Source organism: Sphingomonas hankyongi (assembly GCF_023516575.1).
GTDB lineage: Bacteria > Pseudomonadota > Alphaproteobacteria > Sphingomonadales > Sphingomonadaceae > Sphingomicrobium > Sphingomicrobium hankyongi.
The window spans coordinates 401,769-420,248 of sequence record NZ_JAMGBE010000003.1; the positions used below are offsets into that span (position 1 = coordinate 401,769).

An 18,480-nucleotide genomic window follows, 5' to 3' on the forward strand; every position below is an offset into this window, starting at 1 on the left:
TTAAGTATGATAATATGCATTATGTAAACTATACAGATGATCAGGGGACCAAAACTAGCCAGCGCCCTTCCACTCCCCAGCGGGTCAGCGACGACAAGAAGTTCATGCCGAGGACATTGAGATTGTCGTGCTCCGCGACCTGAAGGCGAACGTCATTGCGGACAATGTCGCCGACCTCGAGCCGCTCGGCGCGCCCGCTGGAAACCCGGATGACGCCATTGCCTGTACGCACGACCTGATCCGGGCGCGGAGAAATCTCAACTCCGACGCGTTGCGCAGTCTGCCGGTCGATCGTCGTCATGGTCGCGCCGCTATCCACCAGGAACCGCACGGACTGACCGTTCACCTGCGCGTCGACCCAGAAATGGCCGTCGATCGCCATCGGGACGCGCGTTTCGCGCCCCTGCTCTACCGGCGTTCCAACCGCTTCAGCCTTGAGCCTTTGCGCAACCCAACCGAAATCGTCCCGGAAGGTGAATAGCACGAAGCCCGCCGCGAAGATGGCGACCCATGCGAGCAACATGGTGATCAGCTTCGCCGCCGGTTCCCGTCGCGACATCAAGGCGCTCAGCACCAACACCATCGCCATGATGATATAGAGCCCGCCGAGCATGAGATCGTTGGTCACAACGCGATCTCCAGCCCGTCATAGGCCGGCTCGGCCCAATCCGGCAGCTCACCGACGAGCGTGCGATAGTCCAGGCCGTTGCCCATGTGGGTCAGGTATAGATGGCCGACGCCAAGCTCACGAGCCCATCCGAGGACCCCATCCAAATGTGCGTGCGTCGGATGGGGGCGCCGTGTCAGGCAGTCGCTGATCAGCACATCCGATTTATCATACAGCGCCGCCATGTCGTCCGTCATGTCGCTGTAATCAATAGCATAAGTAACCGAGCGTACGCCCTCGTCGAACCGCAGGCCAAGCGAGGTGGTGCTCCCGTGGGGCTGGTCGACCGTCCTCACATTCGAGTTACCAAAGGTCCACCCCTGGCCAATTTCTAGCGGCTGGACGATCGGCCGATAGAAGTCGCTTTGGGCGAAGGCGTAACCGAAACGCTGTTCGAGGCTTTCCAGAGTGTCCGCTCGGCCAAGGAGCGGCACAGGAGCATCGAGCACCTGCGATACCGGCCTGAGCTCGTCGACTCCATGCACGTGATCGCCATGATCGTGCGTGACGATCACGGCCCGAAGACGATCGACATCCGCATCGAGAAGTTGCTGCCTTAGATCGGGCCCGCAATCGACGAGCACATGCTCTCCCGAGCTTTCAACAAGAATCGAGGAGCGCAGGCGGCGGTTGCGCGGCTCATTAGGGTCGCATTCGCCCCAGTGATTGCCGATCTTGGGAACTCCGGTCGAGGTCCCGCAACCAAGGATGCGGATTCTCATGCGCTCGCCCGGCTGAAAAGCCGGAAGAAATTCTCCGTCGTCGTTTCTGCCAGGCGCTCGGGCTCCTCTCCCCGCAATTCGGCCACGAAATTCGCGGTGTCCGCCACGAAGGCAGGTTCGCAAACCTTTCCCCGGTTCGGCACCGGCGCGAGAAACGGCGAATCCGTCTCGACCAGCATCTGATCCGCGGGCAGCCACTTGGCCGTGTCCTGCAGGTCGCGCGCATTCTTGAAGGTCACAATCCCGGACAGCGACACGTAGAAGCCCAGGTCGAGGCCCTTCCGAGCGAGCTCAGCGGATCCGGTGAAGCAATGCAGGACGCCCGTGACGCCACCCCCGCGCACGGCGGCCTCCAAGATCTGTGCCGTGTCGCCTTCGGCGTCTCGCGTGTGGACGACGAGAGGCAAGCGTGCCTCTCTTGCTGCATCGATATGTGCCTGAAACCGCTCGCGCTGCGCACTGCGATCCGATTTGTCGTAGAAGTAGTCGAGGCCGCACTCACCGATCGCGATCACGCGCGGATGTTTGGCGCCATCGACCAGCGCAGATGCCCCCAGGTCGGGATGCGCATCCGCTTCATGCGGATGGACGCCTACCGTAGCCCAGACATCATCGTGGCGTTCGGCGACGGAGATCACGTCACCCCACTCCTTTTGGCGCGTGGAGATATTCAGGAAGCCTTGAACGCCACGTGCGCGCGCATTCTCTAGAACTTCGTCCTGGCGCTCCGCGAGGCCTTCGTAATTCAGGTGGCAATGGCTATCGATCAGCCTCACGCCGCCGCATCCTCCTCTTCAGGAAGGTCGAGCCGCGGAAACAGCGGAGTCGGCGCGGCGATGGGAACGCCGCCCTCGGCCGCGTCGATCAGCGTGATAAGCTTTTCGGCGGATGTCGGGATAACCGGCGAAATCGCGCCGGCGAGTTGCCTGATCGCTTTTACGAGGGTGCCCAAAACGGCGGCCATGCGCTCCGGATCGGTCTTGCGCAGCGCCCAGGGGGCTTGCTCATCGACATAGGCGTTGCACGCGAAGACGGCGCGAAGCCACGCTTCGATGCCGACCGAAAAGGCGAACCGATCGAACGATTCTGGCATTTCCGCCGCCGTCGTCCGCTCCACTGCCTCGATCAACTGGACGTCGGCGGGGTCCTCACCTGCGGCAGGAATGATCCCGCCCAGGTTCTTGTGTATCATCGACAAAGTGCGCTGCGCCAGATTGCCGAAGCTGTTCGCCAGCTCGGCATTGGCGCGGTTGACGATCGCCTCGGCGCTATAGCTTCCGTCCTGCCCGAAGGGGACCTCACGCAGCAGGAAATAGCGCAGCGCATCCACTCCAAACCGGTCGACGAGCGCCATCGGATCGACGACATTGCCGACGCTCTTGGACATCTTTTCGCCCCGGCTGAGCAGGAAGCCGTGTCCGAACACCTGCTTGGGTAACGGCAGCTTTGCCGACATCAGGAAGGCCGGCCAGTAAACGGTGTGAAAACGAACGATGTCCTTGCCGATCAGATGTACGTCGGCGGGCCAGAAACGGTCGTACTGCTGTCGGTCGTCTGGGTACCCCACTCCCGTCATGTAGGTCGTGAGCGCGTCGACCCAGACGTACATCACGTGCCCGGGCGAATTCGGCACAGGAACGCCCCAGTCGAAGCTGGTACGTGAGACGCTCAGGTCCTTCAGGCCAGCTTCCACGAAGCGAAGCACCTCGTTTCGCCTGCTTTCGGGCCGGATGAACTCGGGATTGTCACGATAGAGCTTGAGAAGAGGCTCCTGATACTTCGACAAACGGAAGAACCATGTCTCCTCTGCGGTCCATTCGACGGGAGTGCCTTGCGGCGACAGCTTGTCGCCATTCTCGTCAGCGACGAGTTCGCTCTCGTCGTAGAAAGCCTCGTCGCGGACCGAGTACCAGCCCTCGTAGCGGTCGAGATAGAGGTCGCCCGCCTCTTCCATCGCCTTCCAGATTTCGATGCTGGCGCGGTGATGCCTAGGCTCGGTAGTTCGAACGAATGCATCATATGAGATATTGAGTCTCTCGGCCATTTCGCTGAAATAGCCTGACATTTCGTTGGCGAACTCCAACGTCTCTCGGCCTTCGCCGCGTGCGGTCTGAACCATCTTGAGACCGTGCTCGTCAGTCCCGCCGACAAAGCGGACATCGCGGCCTCGACTGCGCTCGAAACGCGCGATGACGTCGCCCGCGATCGCTTCATAAGCGTGGCCGATGTGGGGGCGACCGTTTGGATAGCTGATCGCGGTGGTGATGAGGAAAGGTTCGGGCATGCGATGCCCGCACCTAGCGGCGAGCGTCTAGGGCTTCAAGGAAGCGGGCTGCGCGACCTCTGCCAAGATACCGCCGATCTGGAACACGGTTGCCGCGGCGTCCAGTGACAGGCGCGGGGCTAGGACTGCAAGCTCGCGGGCCTTGGCATAAGCATCGAGCGCGCGTTCGCGTTTCGCTCCGTCCAGCTGGCGCGCCTCGCGAGCAATGAGCGTGGGAGCAAGATCGAGAAACGCGGCATAGCGGTCGGCGGCAGCCTTCTTGCCAAGCTCTGTTGCCAGCGAAGATCGCCGTGCGTTGGTGGGGTCGCCCTGGCGGAGGATCGCGACGGCGCTGTCCTCAAGCTTGGCGAGGTCGAGCTCGGCAAAGGCCAAAGCACGTCCCGCCGAACCCGCCGACATGGTGATGATCCGCTCACGCTCGACGTGACTCAGCTTCGAGGCATGCGCCTCGAGAATTGACGTCATGGCGTCATCGTTGAGAGGTTGGAAATCCAGGCGTCGGCATCGCGAACGGATGGTCGGCAGAAGACGTCCCGGGGCATGGCTCACCAGAAGGAAGATGCTGTTTGGCGGCGGCTCTTCGAGGATCTTGAGCAACGCATTGGCGCCGGAAGCCTCGAGCTCATCGACAGTATCGATGATGACGACTCGCCAATCCGACAGGGCGGCGGTCAGGCCGAGGAATTCGCCAAGCTCCCGGACCTGATCGACATTGATGTTGCGCGCAAGATTGCCAGTCTTTTCGTTCACAAGACGCTCAAGCCGCCGCATGTCGGGATGGCTGCCTGCCTCGACCAGCTTAACAATCGGGTGCTCGTCGGAGGTTTGCAGACCGGGCAGGTCAAACGGCGGGCCAGCAGCCTCCGCAAGCATTCGGCGTGCGGCTGCCTGGGCGAACGTCGCCTTCCCTACCCCGCGCGCTCCGGCGAGCAGCCATGCATGGTGCAGCTTGCGCGAGGTCCAGGCGGCCGCGAACTGGTCCACCGCCTTGTCCTGGCCGACAATCATTGCAGCAGGTCCCGGAGAGCTTCCATGAGACGTCGCGTGACCTCGCCGGGCGTACCGGAAGCGTCGACAATCCGAACCCGTTCCGGCTCCTCAGCGGCAATCAGCCGAAAGGCCAGGTCGACTTTCTGGTGATATTGCTCCGAGCGGCCGCCGATGCGATCGCTGTTCTCGTTGTCGCGCGCCCGCGCCCGGGCACCGCCCTCGGCCAAAGCGAGGACTAGGGTCCGATCCGGAAAGCCGTCATCGACGGCGAAGGCGTTGATCGCGCGGACCTGCTCGATGCCCAGCTCCCCGGCGCCCCCTTGATAGGCCAGCGAGCTGTCAAGAAAGCGGTCGCAGAGGACCCAGCGCCCTGCCTGTAGTGCCGGTTCGATGGTGCGCTCGTAGTGATCGGCCCGCGCGGCCGCGAACAGGAGCGCTTCTGCGCGGGCTGTCCAGCGGTCCTCGGCACCGCTCAAAAGCAACTCGCGGATTTTCTCGGCGCCTTCGCTTCCGCCGGGCTCTCGCGTCACCAGAACATCGATGTCGCGGTCCTTAAGGGCTTGCGCCAAGGCGCGGACCTGGGTCGATTTTCCTGCCCCCTCCCCGCCTTCCAGGGTGATGAACCGTCCGCGTTGCGTCACGCCATCCCGATGAGCTGCTTGAGGCCAAGCCAGATGCGCCCGAACAGACCTGCACGCCCGACCTCCTCGCCAGCGACGAGCGGCACGATTTGCTCGCCCGTATCTCCGGTGAGGATCACCAGGTCAGCGACGTGCTGCCCCTTTGCGATTGGGGCAGCGATCGGCCCCTGATATCGAATTTTCATCTTGAGCGGAGCGGAGGACAGGCCGGCGGGGATCGTCACGGCCAGATCCCGTGGAGCGACCAAAGGCACTTCGCTCTCACTTCCAAGCTGCACCTGGGCCTTGCCGACACTCTGCCCCGACTTGAACAACGGCTTTGCCTGCCAGGCGTTGAAGCCCCACTCCATCAACCGCGTGGATTCCTGCACGCGCGCGTTCCAGCTCGGAAGGCCCGCCAGCACTTCGATCAGGCGGCGCCCGTTCTGTTCGGCGGAACCGGTGAAGCCATAGCCGGCCTCCTCGGTGTGTCCGGTCTTCAGGCCGTCAGCGCCCGGCACCTTGCCCAGGATCGGGTTGCGATTCTGCTGGGTGATGTCCTGGCCAGACCCAAGCGTCTTTCCCCATGTGAAGGACGTCTGCGAGTAGAACTTCTTGTACAGCTGCGGATGGCGTTCGACCGAGGCCCGCGCGAGCGTGGCAAGATCGCGCGCCGTCACGTAGGTGCATCCCTCGTCCGGCCATCCGTTGCTGTTGCAGAAGCGGCTGTTCTTCAGGCCGAGCTGCCGCGCAAAGTCGTTCATTTGGTTGGCGAAGGCCTGCTCCGTGCCCGCGATGCACTCGGCGAGGACGACGGAGGCGTCGTTGCCGGAGAGGGTCACGATGCCATGGATCAGATTCTCGACGCTCACTTGCTCGCCAGGTGACAGGAACATGGTCGAGCCTGCCGCTGGGCCATGCCACTTCTGCCAGGTCTCGGGCCTCACCGTGCACATCTTGCTGAGCGGCAGCTGCCCCTTGTCGATCAGCTCAAAGGCAACTTCTGAGGTCATCATCTTGGCCATGGACGCCGGCGGCATCCTCATGTCCGGATCCTTGGAATAAAGGACTGCGCCCGACGACAAATCGATCAGGAAGGCGGTCCTGGCGGGCGTGTCGAACGGCGGCGCAGCAGCGGGCGCGGCACTGGCGAACAGGAGCGAAGCGGCGGTGGCAAGCAGGATTGAACGCGTCATGGAAGGATCGATTTCCCCGATTCAGGCGGCACTCCCGCCTGTCTATCGCCGAGCTATCGCGTTCGCCAGCAGCCCGATGCTCAAAGCGTAATAGTTTGAGCAATTATAATCGAGGATCGCACGATAATTGGTCGTCAGCAGGTAACCGTCCGCATAGGCGCCGGGGGTTTCCATCAGCGACGCCATTTCCGTGTCGGGAAGGCCCCGCCCACCGGGGACGATTCCGAGCGAGCGCCATTCCCCGACCGTCAACCAGCGGCTGTGGCGCCGATAGACAGCAGGGCATCGCGTCGGATTGAGGCGCGACTGAATGGCTGAGCGGTTCAGCGTCGACGGGATTCGGACCGGCACGCCCCAGGGCACGTTCGGCTTCCAACCCGCGTCGCGAAGGTATCTAGCGATCGATGCGAAGGCGTCATCCTCATTCCGCCAGATGTCGGCGTAGCCGTCGCCGTCGCCGTCCGCGCGCAGGCGAAGGGCCACTGACGGCATGAATTGGGGGTAACCGGTCGCTCCCGCGTAGCTGCCCTTCAACTGCCACCGCTGGACCCCCTGGTCCATCAGCTTCAACGCGGCGATGAACTCGTCCTCGAAGAAGCTGCGGCGCCGGCCTTCGTAACCAAGCGTCGCCAGGGCCTCGAGCAGGTCGAACCCGCCGGTGACGGTGCCGTAGCTGGTCTCCTTGCCATAGATCGCGATTATCACCGATGGGTCGACGCCATATTGCGACTGGATGCGAGACAGGTTCGGCCAGTGGGAGGAATAGCGTGCCTGTCCACGGTTGATCAGCGATGTCGTGATGTGCCGACTTAGATAGGGACCGTAGTTCGGCGCATAGCTACCGTACGTGTAAGTGGGCTGCTGAGCGCGATCGAGCTCCATCACCCGCTGGTTGAGGCGCAGGTTCGGTATGACCGACAGGATCGTTCCTTCGCGGACGCCTGCCGTTCGAGCCCGGCCAGTCAGATAACTCTTATATTGCTCGAAAGGGCTGGACGACTGCGCGGTGAAATACTGTGCAGCGGGGAGCACCGCGGCCGGCTGCGCTTGAGCGATTTGGACGGGGCTCGGTGCCTTTGTCTTGGGTTCCCGCCGCACCTCCGCGGACGGCGTGGCAAGCGCCATGGCTGAAACGGCAAGCAGGACAAGACCCCCGAGAATCCGCAATTCTACGCTCCTCATCACAACCGAGGCTAAGCTGGACTAACTGTTCGACGCCAGCTTGGTTCACCCCGTGCCTTGCACAGCTGGGCGCGGCACGCGATAGGCTTTTCACCCGATGCGGAGAGGTGGCCGAGTGGTTTAAGGCAGCGGTCTTGAAAACCGCCGTGGGTGCAAGCTCACCGTGGGTTCGAATCCCACCCTCTCCGCCACTTCCAGGAATCTTCGATCAAAGCGCTCGCTTCAGTCCGTGCAGTCCGACGACCCGCCCGTCGGACACTATGGGCACTGCAAGTATCCTGATCCAACGGCTCTCGTCGCCAGCAGGCTCCAGGGCAGGCTCAAGGGCAGCATCCAGGATGAAGCCAAATTTGCACCGCAGCGCGTAGCTGCGCACCCTTTCCAGCGCTGCTTTGGAAAGTTCGGTATACCGAGTCACCGCCCATTCCCGTTCGAGCGGCGTCCCTGGAGGCAGCTCGAATAAATCGTAGACCTTTTTCGACCAGGTCAGCTTGTCATGATCCGCGATGTCGCACTGCCAGTATCCGGCCTCGGGATCCTCTCGCGAATGTCCGAGGTCTGGCACGGACGTGAAAACATGTCCTTCGACGAATGCCCTCGGCGGTTCGTCGTAGAATAGCTCGTAAACGAACGATCGGTTGGTCAAGCTTGCCCCCTGTCTGTCATCATCTAAAAAATCGGCGACCTTGGCAAAAGCCGTCCCGGCTTTCATTCATCTTGCGTTCACGCTACAAATGTAGCACATGCTACAAATGTAGCGCACCGAGTCGGTACGCAGGAAAGGAATGGAATGCTAAGCAAGCTGCCCCCTCGCGAACGTCAGATCGTGGACATCCTGTATGAGCGAGGTTCGCTCGCGGTGTCGGACATCTGTGAAGCGCTGCCCGACCAACTCAGTGGGTCGGCGGTGCGCGCGATGCTGAAACGGCTGGAGGACAAGGGGTTTGTCCAACGCAGCGATTCCGAACGCGGTTACCTGTACAGCCCGGTCGTGTCGGAAACCGCGGCCAAGAAATCCGCGCTCAGCGAAATCGTTCGCGTCTTCTTCAATGGATCGCCGGCAAGCGCCGCTTCGGCGCTTCTCGGCATGTCCGACAAGCTCGACACCGACGAACTGGACGAAATCGAGGCGATGATCGCCCGAGCGCGCAAGGCCAAAGGGGGCCAATGATGCACATCCTGATCGCGATCGCGCTGAAGTCGCTGCTGGTGGCCGGAGCCACGCTCGGCCTCCTTGCATTGCTCAGGCATCGTTCGGCTTCCGAGCGTTCGTGGGTCGCTCACATCGGACTTCTCGCGCTTATCGTGATCGCTTTCGCCCCGCTCGTTCTCCCACGCTGGAATGTGGCAACCCCTGCCCTGCTCAGCGCTCCAGCCAAATCAGAGATCACAGCTCCGTCCCCGGCGCCGTCCACCATCCGCAAGAGTCCCCTTCCGGATGCGACGACGCCGGCGGCGGTCCGCCTTGAGGTCTCCACACCGGCGATCAGCCCCGCCGCTGCGGCCGCCGCGATCTATGCCGTCCCCGCCGCCATATTGTTGCTCATCACATTCCTGGCTCTCGCGCGTTTGATCGCGTTGCGGGCAAGGGCCGAAGTGCTTGTCGACAGTCGTTGGCTGAGCGCCCTGGCGATGGCGCAGCGGCGAATGGGCTTCAAGCACGGCACTGCCCTGCTGACCAGCGACGAGTTGGGTTCCCCGATCAGCTGGGGCCTGATGCGGCCCGTGATCCTTCTGAACTCGCGCGCCGTCGAGGCGGCAGGCGAAGCCGAAGCGATCATTGCGCACGAACTGGCGCACGTGGCGCGGCTCGACTGGGCCAAGCTGATGCTCGCCCGCCTTGCAACGGCGCTGTTCTGGTTCAACCCGCTTGTCTGGCTTCTTGCTCGCGAGGCCCACCAGCTGCGCGAGGAATCAGCCGATGACGCCGTACTTGGCGCCAACATCGCCGATACGGATTACGCCCAGTTGCTCGTTGGTGTCGCCCGGCATGAATGCTCGGGACTGCTTCTTGGGGCACATGGCGTTGCGCCTTCGAAGAGCTCGCTTGCCCGGCGTGTCGCCCGCGTGCTCGATAGTGCCTCGCCGCGCGGTCCTGCTGCCGGCTCGTTCGCCCTGGGTGTATTCACTGGCGCGATCCTCATCGCGGCTCCGCTCGCGGCGCTTACCCTGACGCCGGCCAACGAGAGCAAGCTGAATGCTCCGAAAGTGGCGGCCGCTGCCGATCCGGCCAAGCCTTATTACGCGGCCGAGCCGGCGCCGGCGGACCTGCCGAACATCATTGCGGACGGGGTGACCACGGCAGTCGCTGCCATCGCAGCGGACCCAGTGAAGCCAGCAGCAGATGCGAGAGAAGCTGCGCTCGACCACGCCGCCGAGGCCCGCCAGGATGCGCTGGATCAGGCGGCGGAAGCACGCGACGCAGCCATCGAGCAGGCGCTTGCGACGGCAGAGCGTGCGCGCGTCAAAGCGGTGAAGATCGCTGCCGCCCATGGCGACCATGACCTGGATGCACTTATTCAGATGCGCGCTGTCGGCATCTCACCCGAATATGTGGCCGCGATGCGAGCTGCGGTTCCAGCGCTCGCGCGCCTTGCTCCCGAGGACTTTGTCGGACTGAAGTCGGTCGGAGTGACGCCAGACTTCGCTCGCGACATCGTCGCCGCCGGCTTCCGCGGCATCGACGAAGACGGACTGACGGAAGCGCGCGCAATCGGTCTCACCGGCGGCTACATACGCGCACTCACGGCGGCCGGCGTGCGCGGCAATCTGGATGATTTCGTGCAGCTGCGGGCTGTTGGGATCAGGCCCGAGTTCGTCCAGCGTCTCCGCAGCGCGGGCTATACGACGAGTGACCCCGACAAGCTTGTCGAGCTGCAGGCGGTGGGCGGCGAGCTCCTCGGCCCTCGGCCACCGCCCAAGCCCCCGAAGCCGCCGAGGCTGCCAAATGTTAACCCGGCCGACGACCCCGGCGACTGACGACTAACCGACCAAACGACTGAGTTTCGATTTGAAGCGCCTCAACCGGCAAACGGGCAAGCTTTGCCCGGAGAAATCAAAGGAGAGCGACTATGACACGCTGTCTCGCATTCATCTTTGCATTGATGCTGGCCACGCTATCCGTTGCCTCGGCCTGCAGTGCATCCGGCCCGAACTGGGTGCGGTTCACCCTGCAGCAGGAGCGCGATAGCAATCAGATCCGTGCCTCGTTCGAGCAGGATCGCGGTCATGGGGCGGGCAACTGGTCCACAGGCTTCATGCCGCACCAGATTACCGGCCTCGATACCGCCGGGTTTCGGGCCACTGGTACCCGCCCGCTCCGTTTCGCCGTAATCCGCGAACCGGGCCGGCTCGATTGTTCTGGCCAAGGCGGCAATTCCCAGGCGACAGGCGATTGCCGTTTCACCGCGGATAATGCCTTCGCCCAATTGCTGGACAGCCGCGGTATCGGCCAGCCGACCAACGACGAAGCCTTCAGCCTAATGGTTGTGAATGCCCGCCGCGAACTTATCGACGCAATTGCGCAGGCCAAATATCCGACACCGCGGATCGACGACCTCGTCTCCCTTGCGGCGCTCGACGTTACAGCGGACTATATCAGGGGCTTGGCGACCGCTGGCTATCGCCCCGAGAATATCGACACGCTGGTGGAGTTCAAGGCGCTCGGCATCACTCCGGCCTACATCGCGGGCTTCACTAAGATCGGCTACCGCAACATCGATCCGGACGACCTCGTCCAGCTCAAGGCGCTCAACGTCACCCCGGAATATATCACCGGTTTCCAGAAGCTTGGATATACGAACCTATCGGCCGACCGGCTCGTCGAACTGAAGGCTGTGGGAATCACGCCAGAGTTCGTCGCCGCCGTCCGCGAGCCCGGATCTACTCCGTCGGTTTCCGACCTCGTCGATCGCAAGTTCGGCGCCCGCCGCCGTTAGCCACTTCACCCATTCGTAGGGCCCGTCGGCCCTGCCGGTCGAACCGTCTGTCGGTTCATCGAAGCCACATCGTCGCTCGGTCGGCGAACCCATAGCCGCGTCTCAAACAGAGGGTTATTTGGATGCGTACAGGCCTGTTCACTACCGTTGCGACGGCTGCTTTGATTAGCGCGTCCCCGGCGTTCGCTCAGTCGAACACCGGTGGCGACACGCCGGTGCCCGCGCAGCCGCAAAACGGGCGGACGACGTCCTATGACGCCGCTTTCTTCGCGCAATATGCACCTCGAACGGCGCTCGACATCGCGCGGCGGGTGCCCGGCTTCAACCTGGATCTTGGAAACAACGATATCCGCGGCTTCGCCGCCGCGGCCGGCAATGTCGTCATCAATGGAGCTAGGCCGAGTTCGAAGGCGGAGACGCTGGAAACAACGCTGCAGAGAATTCCGGCTCAGCGCGTCTCCCGCGTCGAGATCGGTCCGGGCGACTTGTTCGGCGCTGACTATTCGAGCCGAAGCCAAGTCCTTAATATCATCATGTCTGCAGCGGGCGGCATTGACGGCAACATAACCGGCTCCATGCGCCGCCTGTACACGGGCAAGGTCGTCCCCGATGGCTCCGCCTCCGCTCTCATCCGGCGCGGCGCATCCACGTTCAATATTTCCGGCGGCTTCAACAACACCCTCAATCACGAAGAAGGCACCGATACCCTGGTCGACATGTCGAGCGGGGACTCGCTGGAATTCCGGCGCAAGTTCAACAGCTACCACGACTTCAACCCCTATCTGTCGGGAAGCTGGGCGCTCGAGCGCGCGAATGACGATGCGTTTCGCGCGAACGTCCGCTGGTCGCCGGGGCAGTTCGACCTTTTCCAGCGCAATCGGGTGACCCCGGCCGACGAGGCGCCGCACGACGACAACCTCATCCAGGACTATGACAATCCGGTGTTCGAGCTTGGTGGCGACGTCACCCGCCCATTAGCCGGCGGAGCGATCAAGCTTGTCGGGCTCGCGACCCGCCGCAAGCGCGATTACCTCGACGACTATATTCAGCGCGACGGCCTGATCGAGGATGGCGCCGTCCAGAATGGCGGGTTCAAGCAGACCCAGAAAGCCCAGAGAAATGAGTCGATCGGCCGACTGAACTGGACTCGGCAGGACCTGGCCGGCTTCTCTGTCGAGGTGGGCGCTGAGACCGCGCTCAACACGCTCGACAATGATACCGAGTTCTTCACCATCGAGCCGGATGGCAGCGAGACCAAGGAAAACCTGCCTATCGAGCATGCGAAGGTGAAGGAGACGCGTGGCGAGCTTTTCCTGAACGTGGGTAAGACGATCAATCCGAGCCTGCGCGTTGATGCCGGCCTGCGCTACGAATTCTCCCATCTCACGGTGCGGGGCGATGCGTTTACCGACCGGCGGCTCAAATTCCTGAAGCCGAGCCTGACTGTGGACTGGAAGCCGGGATCCGACTGGCACACCCAATTCTCGGTGCGGCGCACGGTCGCTCAGCTCAACTTCTTCGATTTCGTCACTTCGGCGGAAATCTCCGCGGACCGGATCAACGCCGGCAATGAAAATCTGGAGCCGCAACGCGCATGGGAATTCCGCGCTACCGGTGACCATCCGCTCTTCGGCGAGGGCCTGGTCAAGCTCGACCTCGGTTTCGACCTGATCAGCAAGCTTCAGGACCGCATCCTGATCGAGGACCCCGAGACGCACCGCTTCTTCGATGCTCCGGGAAACATCGGGACCGGCAAGCATCTGTTCGCTCATCTCACCGTCGACGCTCCGCTTGGGCGCTTCTGGAAGGGGCTGCGCGTCAAGTTCGACGGCACGGTGCGCAGGACGCGGGTCCAGGACCCGATCAGCGGGGAGATGCGCAACTTCAGCGATTACTATCCCGACTGGGAGTGGAGCGTGGACGTGCGGCGGGATTCCGGCGCCTTCTCCTACGGTTTCGTGGTCAACGACCGCGACCGCTTCACGTTCTTCCGAACGGACGAGTTTGACATCAACTACAATGGCGGGCCCTACGCCACCGCCTTTGTCGAATATCGCCCCGGCCCGCGAACCTCGATCACGTTTGACATCGACAATGCCATCGACACCCAAGCGTTCCGGCGTCGGTTACGGTTTATCCCGAACCGCGCCGAACCCGTATTCGGAATCGACGAGTTCCGCGAACGTAACCGCCACCTCAATCTCGGCCTGACGATCAAACAGACGTTTGGCGGCGGCGGGGCAGCGACGAACTAGAGCATCAATGTTCGTGGAATGAGCGGCGCAGCGCTCCGGAAAGCGGCTCGAACGCATATTGCAGCGCCGTGCGCTTGCGGAGCGGGATCTGCACACTCACCGGCAAGCCGGCTCGAAGCACGTCGGCGCCGCGCACCTCCTCGACCTTCTTCAGCTCTGACAAGGGCACATCGATCTCGGCAGTGTAGTAAGAGGCGCCGGTCTTCTCATCGGTGAAGGCATCGGCGGAAACGCGCGTCACCTTGCCCTTGAGCGCCGGAAGCGAGCGCTCGTGCAGGGTCTCGAAACGAACGAAGGCCTCCTTGCCTACACGCACATCATCGCCATCCGCGACCGACAGTTTCGCTTCGATCGTCAGCGGCACCCGATCGGGAACGATGTCCATCAACTTCTGCCCGGGCTCGATCACGCCACCCGGAGTGAAGACGCTGAGGCCGACAACCGTTCCCTCGACCGGTGCGCGGATTTCCGTGCGAGCGAGCATGTCCTGCGCCGCGTTGAGCTTGGGGAGGACGTCGCTGAGGCTCGCTTCGACCTCGCGGAGTTCGCTTGCGACCCGCTCCATGTAATTGCTCTGCGCCTCCAGAGACTGAAGCTTGCTTTCGCTCGCCTGACCGTGAGTCTGCGCAATCGTCGCCGTATATTGACCGCGCTGTCCTTCCAGGTCTGCCTTCGACCGTTCCAGCGCGCGGATTCGATTCATCGACACGAACCCTTTTGCCGCAGCCGACTGCATCCCATTCAGTTCTTCGTCGATCAGCCTCAGTTGCTCGTTGATGGCGGCAAGCTGGCGTGTGTAGCCCTGCCCCTGGTTGCCCGCCTGGCCTACCCGTTCGCCGAGGGCGCCGCGCTGCGCGAACAGGACCGCCCTGCGCGTACGCATCTGACCCGCCTGAATCTGCAGGGCTTCAGCGGCGGAAGCCTTGTCTTCAGGCCGAAGCTGCGCGAACTCTGGCGGGGGCGTTATGGTCGGCCTTCCGCTCTGCTCGGCATAAAGACGCGCTCGCTGGGCAAGCAGCCCTATCGCCTGCGCGGACAATGCCCGCTCCTGAGCTCGGACATCCGCCCCGGCGAGGCGGATGAGCACCTGGCCTTTCTGGACGCGACTGCCTTCCTTGATCAGGATTTCGGAAATGACGCCGCCTTCGCGGTGCTGGACGGTCTGGCGCTGGCCCGAGACGGTCAGACGCCCCTGCGCCATCGCCGCCGCATCGAGGCGCGCAAATGCCGCCCAGCCGAGGAAGATGACGAAAAACGCAACTGCGATGATGACCCCAATGCGGATGTCGCGCGTGGGATTGTCCGTCCCCGTCTCGTCAGCCAGCGGGGTCATGGCCGTAGTCGTCAGGTCGTAGGAGCCGGTTGTGGTGAGCGCGGTACTCATGAGCTGGTCTTTCCTCCGGTGACCACACGGGTCGGCGGTGGCGGCGGCGCGATCTTACGAAGAACCTCGTCCCGCGGCCCGAACATCGCGAGGCGGCCGTCTTGAACGACCATCAGGCGATCTACGACGGGCAGCACGCTAAGCCGATGCGCGACGATCATGATCGTCCGTCCGCGCTTCTTGAGCTCTTCGAGGGTGTGGACGAGTTGCTGGTCACCTTCCGCGTCGAGATTCGAATTGGGTTCGTCGAGGATCAGATATTGCGGGTCACGGAACAGCGCGCGAGCGAGAGAGACACGTTGGGACTGACCGACGGATAGCCCCTTACCCCCAAGGCCCAGCTGATAATCGTAACCGCCCGGCAACTTCAGGATCATCTCGTGGGCGCCCGCGGTACGCGCCGCCTCCACGACCGCCTCGTCGACGGCAGCCTGATCCTCTCCGAGGCGATTCCTGAAACGGGCGATATTCTCCTTGACCGTTCCGGCGAACAATGACGCTTCCTGCGGCATGTAGCCGATATGCTCGGCGAGCCGCTCCGAATCCCAGTTGCGCTGGTCCGCGCCATCGAACCTGATGAGGCCGGCGGCCGGAACCGCAGCTCCCGCTAGAGCGCGAACCAAAGTCGATTTGCCTGCGCCGCTCGGCCCGACAATCGCGATCATCTCACCCGGATCCACGTTGAAGGTGATCCCCGCGATGATCGGTCGGCCGCCGGGACCCGCGATTCCCAGGTTCTCCGTGGCGAGATGCCCTTGGGGCTCAGGAAGCTGCGTCAGCGCGATATCGGCCGGAGTCTCGACGAACAGGTCGCGCAAAGTCTGGTATGCGCCCCAGGCAGACACGATCCCCTTCCATCCGCCGACGATCTGATCGATCGGGGCCAGAGCGCGTCCGACGATGAAAGAGGATGCGAACACGGCACCTGGGCTGACCTTCGCATCGATTGCAAGAAGCGCGGCTAGACCCAACGCAAGCGATTGCAGGAGAAGTCGGACGAACTTGGACAGCGCAGTGAGGCCGCTGGAGTTGATGCTGGCGTCGGTCTGCAGCTGCATCATCGTATGCCGGTCACCGAGATGCCCGCGAACCATCGCACGACGAATGCCGAGCGCTCGAACCACATCTGCTTGGGCGACGGTGAATTCGAACCCCGCATAAGCTTGGCCGGCCGCTTGGTTGGCAAGCTTCAGCGGCTCGTTCGTCGCGCGCTCATTTCGCCACGCCAGGAACAGGCTCAGGCCCGCGCCCACCAGGGCTAGCAGGCCGATCCAGGGATGAATGAGCGCCGCGATGAGGATGTAGACCGGAATCCACGGCGCATCGAAGACCCCGACCATAACCGGACCCGTCAGGGTCTGGCGAAGGACGTCGAACTCTCGAAGCGCCTGCTTCGCGATCCGCTGGGTGCCCAATTCCGGCCTTGCCAGGGTCGCGTCCAGGATCGCTCCGGACAGAACCCGATCCAGGCGCACGCTGGCGCGGACCAGCAGGCGGGAACGAACCGCATCGAGGCTCGATAGGGCGCTGAGCGCAAAGATCAGGACAAGTGTCAGGAACAGAAGAGTGATGCCGCCAGCAGTCGGAATCACGCGATCGTAGACCTGAAGCATGTAGAGCATCGGCGCGATGAAAAGCAGGTTCAGGAGAGCGCTGAACAGCATCGCGTAGAGAAAATGCCGCCGGATGGCGTCGGCTGCGGTCTGAATCACCGCCGGCTGCGTTCGCAGGGGTTTTAGCACTCGTTCGCCTTTGCCCGTTAAGCACCAGATGGCTCCGGCGTTCTTACGACCGGATTACTTGGACTGCACCGCTTTTGTCAGCGAGCCCCTCCCGGCGCGCGCAATCGCGTTAAACCCCTTTGAAGTCAAGCACTTCGGAACACTCAAGCTCCTTGCTGTTGTGCCACTCTGGCACTTGTCGCCCGACAGGTCTAAGGAGCGTCGCATATCTGACATCGCGGGGAACAAAGTTGGCGACTTCACGCATCGCGGACGTGGTTGAGCATCACGAGCCTGCCCTACTGCCGTTCGATTGGCAGGATCCGTTCGACCTCAATCACCAGCTGACGGACGAGGAGAGACTCGTTCGGGACACGGCTGAAAGCTTTGCGCAGGAGAAGCTGCTGCCGCGCGTCACGTCGGCTTATCTCGAGGAGCGGTTCGACCGGGAGATCATGAGCGAGTTCGGCGAGTTGGGCCTTCTCGGCGCGACCATACCGCATGAATATGGCGGTGCGGGACTTGGCTATGTCAGCTATGGCTTGATCGCTCGCGCGGTTGAGCGCGTCGACAGCGGCTACCGCTCTGCCATGTCCGTGCAGTCCAGTCTCGTGATGTACCCGATCTTGGCTTACGGGTCCGAGGAACAGCGCCAGAAATATCTGCCCAAACTGGCCACCGGCGAATGGGTCGGATGCTTCGGCCTCACGGAACCTGACGCTGGCTCGGACCCAGGCAGCATGCGTACGCGAGCCGAGAAGACGGCAGACGGATACCGGCTCACCGGCACGAAGATGTGGATCACCAATTCGCCGATCGCGGACGTGTTCGTGGTCTGGGCGAAATCCGACGCCCACGGCGGCAAGATCCGCGGCTTCGTGCTCGAAAAAGGCATGCCGGGATTGTCGGCGCCGAAGATCAAGGAGAAGCTCAGCCTTCGCGCATCGATCACCGGTGAGATCGTGATGGATGGTGTCGAGGTCGGTGAGGACGCGCTGTTGCCGAACGTCGAAGGCCTCAAAGGCCCGTTCGGCTGCCTCAACCGTGCTCGCTACGGAATCAGCTGGGGCTCTATGGGTGCGGCGGAAGCCTGCTTCGCGGCCGCGCGCCAATACACTCTGGACCGCAAGCAGTTCGGTAGGCCCCTCGCCGCCACACAGCTCGTCCAGCTCAAGCTGGCCAACATGGCGACGGAGATCACGCTCGGACTTCAGGCCTCGCTGCGCGTCGGTCGGCGCCTCGAAGCCGGTGAGCTCATTCCCGAGACGATCAGCCTGGTGAAGCGCAACAATTGCGGCAAGGCCCTGGAGATTGCTCGCGTCGCGCGGGACATGCACGGCGGGAACGGCATCAGCGCGGAATTCCATGTGATCCGCCACGCGGCCAACCTCGAAACCGTGAACACCTATGAGGGGACGCACGATGTGCATGCCCTGATCATGGGACGTGCGATCACGGGTCTTGCTGCCTTCTAGCGGACAAACTTAATCGCCTTTATGTTCGCCCCTCCAACGCAAGGGG

General features: G+C 62.8%; 16 protein-coding genes and 1 tRNA gene. 6 read left to right on the plus strand and 11 right to left on the minus strand.

Translation table 11 applies throughout. The features are described from left to right. Positions 1-40: 40 nt before the first annotated feature. Genes LZ538_RS13385 through LZ538_RS10525 form a run of 8 tightly spaced genes read right to left on the minus strand, consistent with a single transcriptional unit; the run spans position 41 to position 7,646 of the window. Positions 41-628, minus strand: a complete 588-nt coding sequence (locus LZ538_RS13385) for a retropepsin-like aspartic protease family protein (protein WP_249831959.1) — start codon at positions 626-628, stop codon at positions 41-43. Next, complete coding sequence (locus LZ538_RS10495; RefSeq protein WP_249831960.1) at positions 625-1,389, minus strand: MBL fold metallo-hydrolase; 765 nt, start codon at positions 1,387-1,389, stop codon at positions 625-627. The genes LZ538_RS13385 and LZ538_RS10495 overlap by 4 nt, the downstream gene beginning before the upstream one ends. Further along, a complete protein-coding gene (locus tag LZ538_RS10500; protein ID WP_249831961.1) occupies positions 1,386-2,165 on the minus strand; it encodes a TatD family hydrolase in 780 nt (259 codons plus the stop codon). Before LZ538_RS10500 ends, LZ538_RS10495 begins: the two co-directional genes overlap by 4 nt. Next, the gene (gene metG / locus LZ538_RS10505) at positions 2,162-3,673 is read right to left on the minus strand and encodes a methionine--tRNA ligase (protein WP_249831962.1); all 1,512 of its coding nucleotides are present in this window, start codon (positions 3,671-3,673) and stop codon (positions 2,162-2,164) included. The genes LZ538_RS10500 and metG overlap by 4 nt, the downstream gene beginning before the upstream one ends. Before the next feature lie 27 nt (positions 3,674-3,700). Then, on the minus strand, positions 3,701-4,681 hold the full coding sequence (locus LZ538_RS10510) for a DNA polymerase III subunit delta' (RefSeq protein ID WP_249831963.1): 981 nt from the start codon (positions 4,679-4,681) through the stop codon (positions 3,701-3,703). Continuing rightward, on the minus strand, positions 4,678-5,304 hold the full coding sequence (gene tmk / locus LZ538_RS10515; protein WP_249831964.1) for a dTMP kinase: 627 nt from the start codon (positions 5,302-5,304) through the stop codon (positions 4,678-4,680). Before tmk ends, LZ538_RS10510 begins: the two co-directional genes overlap by 4 nt. Next, a complete protein-coding gene (locus LZ538_RS10520; RefSeq protein ID WP_249831965.1) occupies positions 5,301-6,479 on the minus strand; it encodes a D-alanyl-D-alanine carboxypeptidase family protein in 1,179 nt (392 codons plus the stop codon). Before LZ538_RS10520 ends, tmk begins: the two co-directional genes overlap by 4 nt. Before the next feature lie 42 nt (positions 6,480-6,521). After that, positions 6,522-7,646 (minus strand): lytic murein transglycosylase, encoded by a 1,125-nt coding sequence (locus LZ538_RS10525; RefSeq protein WP_249831966.1) that lies wholly within the window; start codon positions 7,644-7,646, stop codon positions 6,522-6,524. 116 nt (positions 7,647-7,762) lie between these two features. On the opposite strand from LZ538_RS10525, the gene LZ538_RS10530 reads away from it, so the two are divergent. Continuing rightward, positions 7,763-7,852: transfer RNA gene (locus LZ538_RS10530), tRNA-Ser, on the plus strand. Between the two features lie 17 nt (positions 7,853-7,869). Here the strand turns inward: LZ538_RS10530 and LZ538_RS10535 are convergent. Then, positions 7,870-8,307, minus strand: coding sequence for a hypothetical protein (locus tag LZ538_RS10535; RefSeq protein WP_249831967.1), 438 nt, complete (start codon positions 8,305-8,307; stop codon positions 7,870-7,872). A 144-nt stretch (positions 8,308-8,451) separates the two neighbouring features. Here LZ538_RS10535 and LZ538_RS10540 point away from each other — a divergent pair, with 144 nt between their 5' ends. The 4 genes from LZ538_RS10540 (at position 8,452) to LZ538_RS10555 (ending at position 13,854) form a co-directional block, all read left to right on the plus strand. Beyond that, on the plus strand, positions 8,452-8,832 hold the full coding sequence (locus LZ538_RS10540; RefSeq protein WP_249831968.1) for a BlaI/MecI/CopY family transcriptional regulator: 381 nt from the start codon (positions 8,452-8,454) through the stop codon (positions 8,830-8,832). Beyond that, positions 8,829-10,640, plus strand: coding sequence for a M56 family metallopeptidase (locus LZ538_RS10545; protein ID WP_249831969.1), 1,812 nt, complete (start codon positions 8,829-8,831; stop codon positions 10,638-10,640). The genes LZ538_RS10540 and LZ538_RS10545 overlap by 4 nt, the downstream gene beginning before the upstream one ends. Before the next feature lie 92 nt (positions 10,641-10,732). Then, the gene (locus tag LZ538_RS10550) at positions 10,733-11,599 is read left to right on the plus strand and encodes a hypothetical protein (protein WP_249831970.1); all 867 of its coding nucleotides are present in this window, start codon (positions 10,733-10,735) and stop codon (positions 11,597-11,599) included. 122 nt (positions 11,600-11,721) lie between these two features. Then, positions 11,722-13,854 (plus strand): outer membrane beta-barrel protein, encoded by a 2,133-nt coding sequence (locus LZ538_RS10555; RefSeq protein ID WP_249831971.1) that lies wholly within the window; start codon positions 11,722-11,724, stop codon positions 13,852-13,854. Positions 13,855-13,858: 4 nt separating this feature from the next. On the opposite strand, the gene LZ538_RS10560 is transcribed toward LZ538_RS10555, so the two are convergent. Together LZ538_RS10560 and LZ538_RS10565 are read right to left on the minus strand one after the other, a co-directional pair. Then, positions 13,859-15,238 carry an HlyD family type I secretion periplasmic adaptor subunit gene (locus LZ538_RS10560; RefSeq protein WP_249831972.1) on the minus strand — a complete coding sequence of 460 codons (1,380 nt, stop codon included), beginning with the start codon at positions 15,236-15,238 and terminating at the stop codon, positions 13,859-13,861. Further along, complete coding sequence (locus LZ538_RS10565) at positions 15,235-16,980, minus strand: type I secretion system permease/ATPase (RefSeq protein ID WP_249831973.1); 1,746 nt, start codon at positions 16,978-16,980, stop codon at positions 15,235-15,237. Before LZ538_RS10565 ends, LZ538_RS10560 begins: the two co-directional genes overlap by 4 nt. A gap of 230 nt (positions 16,981-17,210) precedes the next feature. Between LZ538_RS10565 and LZ538_RS10570 the strand changes: the two genes are divergently transcribed. Beyond that, on the plus strand, positions 17,211-18,434 hold the full coding sequence (locus LZ538_RS10570) for an acyl-CoA dehydrogenase (protein ID WP_249831974.1): 1,224 nt from the start codon (positions 17,211-17,213) through the stop codon (positions 18,432-18,434). The last annotated feature ends 46 nt before the right edge of the window (positions 18,435-18,480 follow it).

Excerpts from the sequence above, each read along its gene's own strand:
- LZ538_RS10495 (WP_249831960.1), bottom strand. The coding sequence starts at position 1,389 with ATGAGAATCCGCATCCTTGGTTGCGGGACCTCGACCGGAGTTCCCAAG.
- metG (WP_249831962.1), bottom strand. The coding sequence starts at position 3,673 with ATGCCCGAACCTTTCCTCATCACCACCGCGATCAGCTATCCAAACGGT.
- LZ538_RS10510 (WP_249831963.1), bottom strand. The coding sequence starts at position 4,681 with ATGATTGTCGGCCAGGACAAGGCGGTGGACCAGTTCGCGGCCGCCTGG.
- LZ538_RS10520 (WP_249831965.1), bottom strand. The coding sequence starts at position 6,479 with ATGACGCGTTCAATCCTGCTTGCCACCGCCGCTTCGCTCCTGTTCGCC.
- LZ538_RS10540 (WP_249831968.1), top strand. The coding sequence starts at position 8,452 with ATGCTAAGCAAGCTGCCCCCTCGCGAACGTCAGATCGTGGACATCCTG.
- LZ538_RS10545 (WP_249831969.1), top strand. The coding sequence starts at position 8,829 with ATGATGCACATCCTGATCGCGATCGCGCTGAAGTCGCTGCTGGTGGCC.
- LZ538_RS10550 (WP_249831970.1), top strand. The coding sequence starts at position 10,733 with ATGACACGCTGTCTCGCATTCATCTTTGCATTGATGCTGGCCACGCTA.
- LZ538_RS10555 (WP_249831971.1), top strand. The coding sequence starts at position 11,722 with ATGCGTACAGGCCTGTTCACTACCGTTGCGACGGCTGCTTTGATTAGC.
- LZ538_RS10560 (WP_249831972.1), bottom strand. The coding sequence starts at position 15,238 with ATGAGTACCGCGCTCACCACAACCGGCTCCTACGACCTGACGACTACG.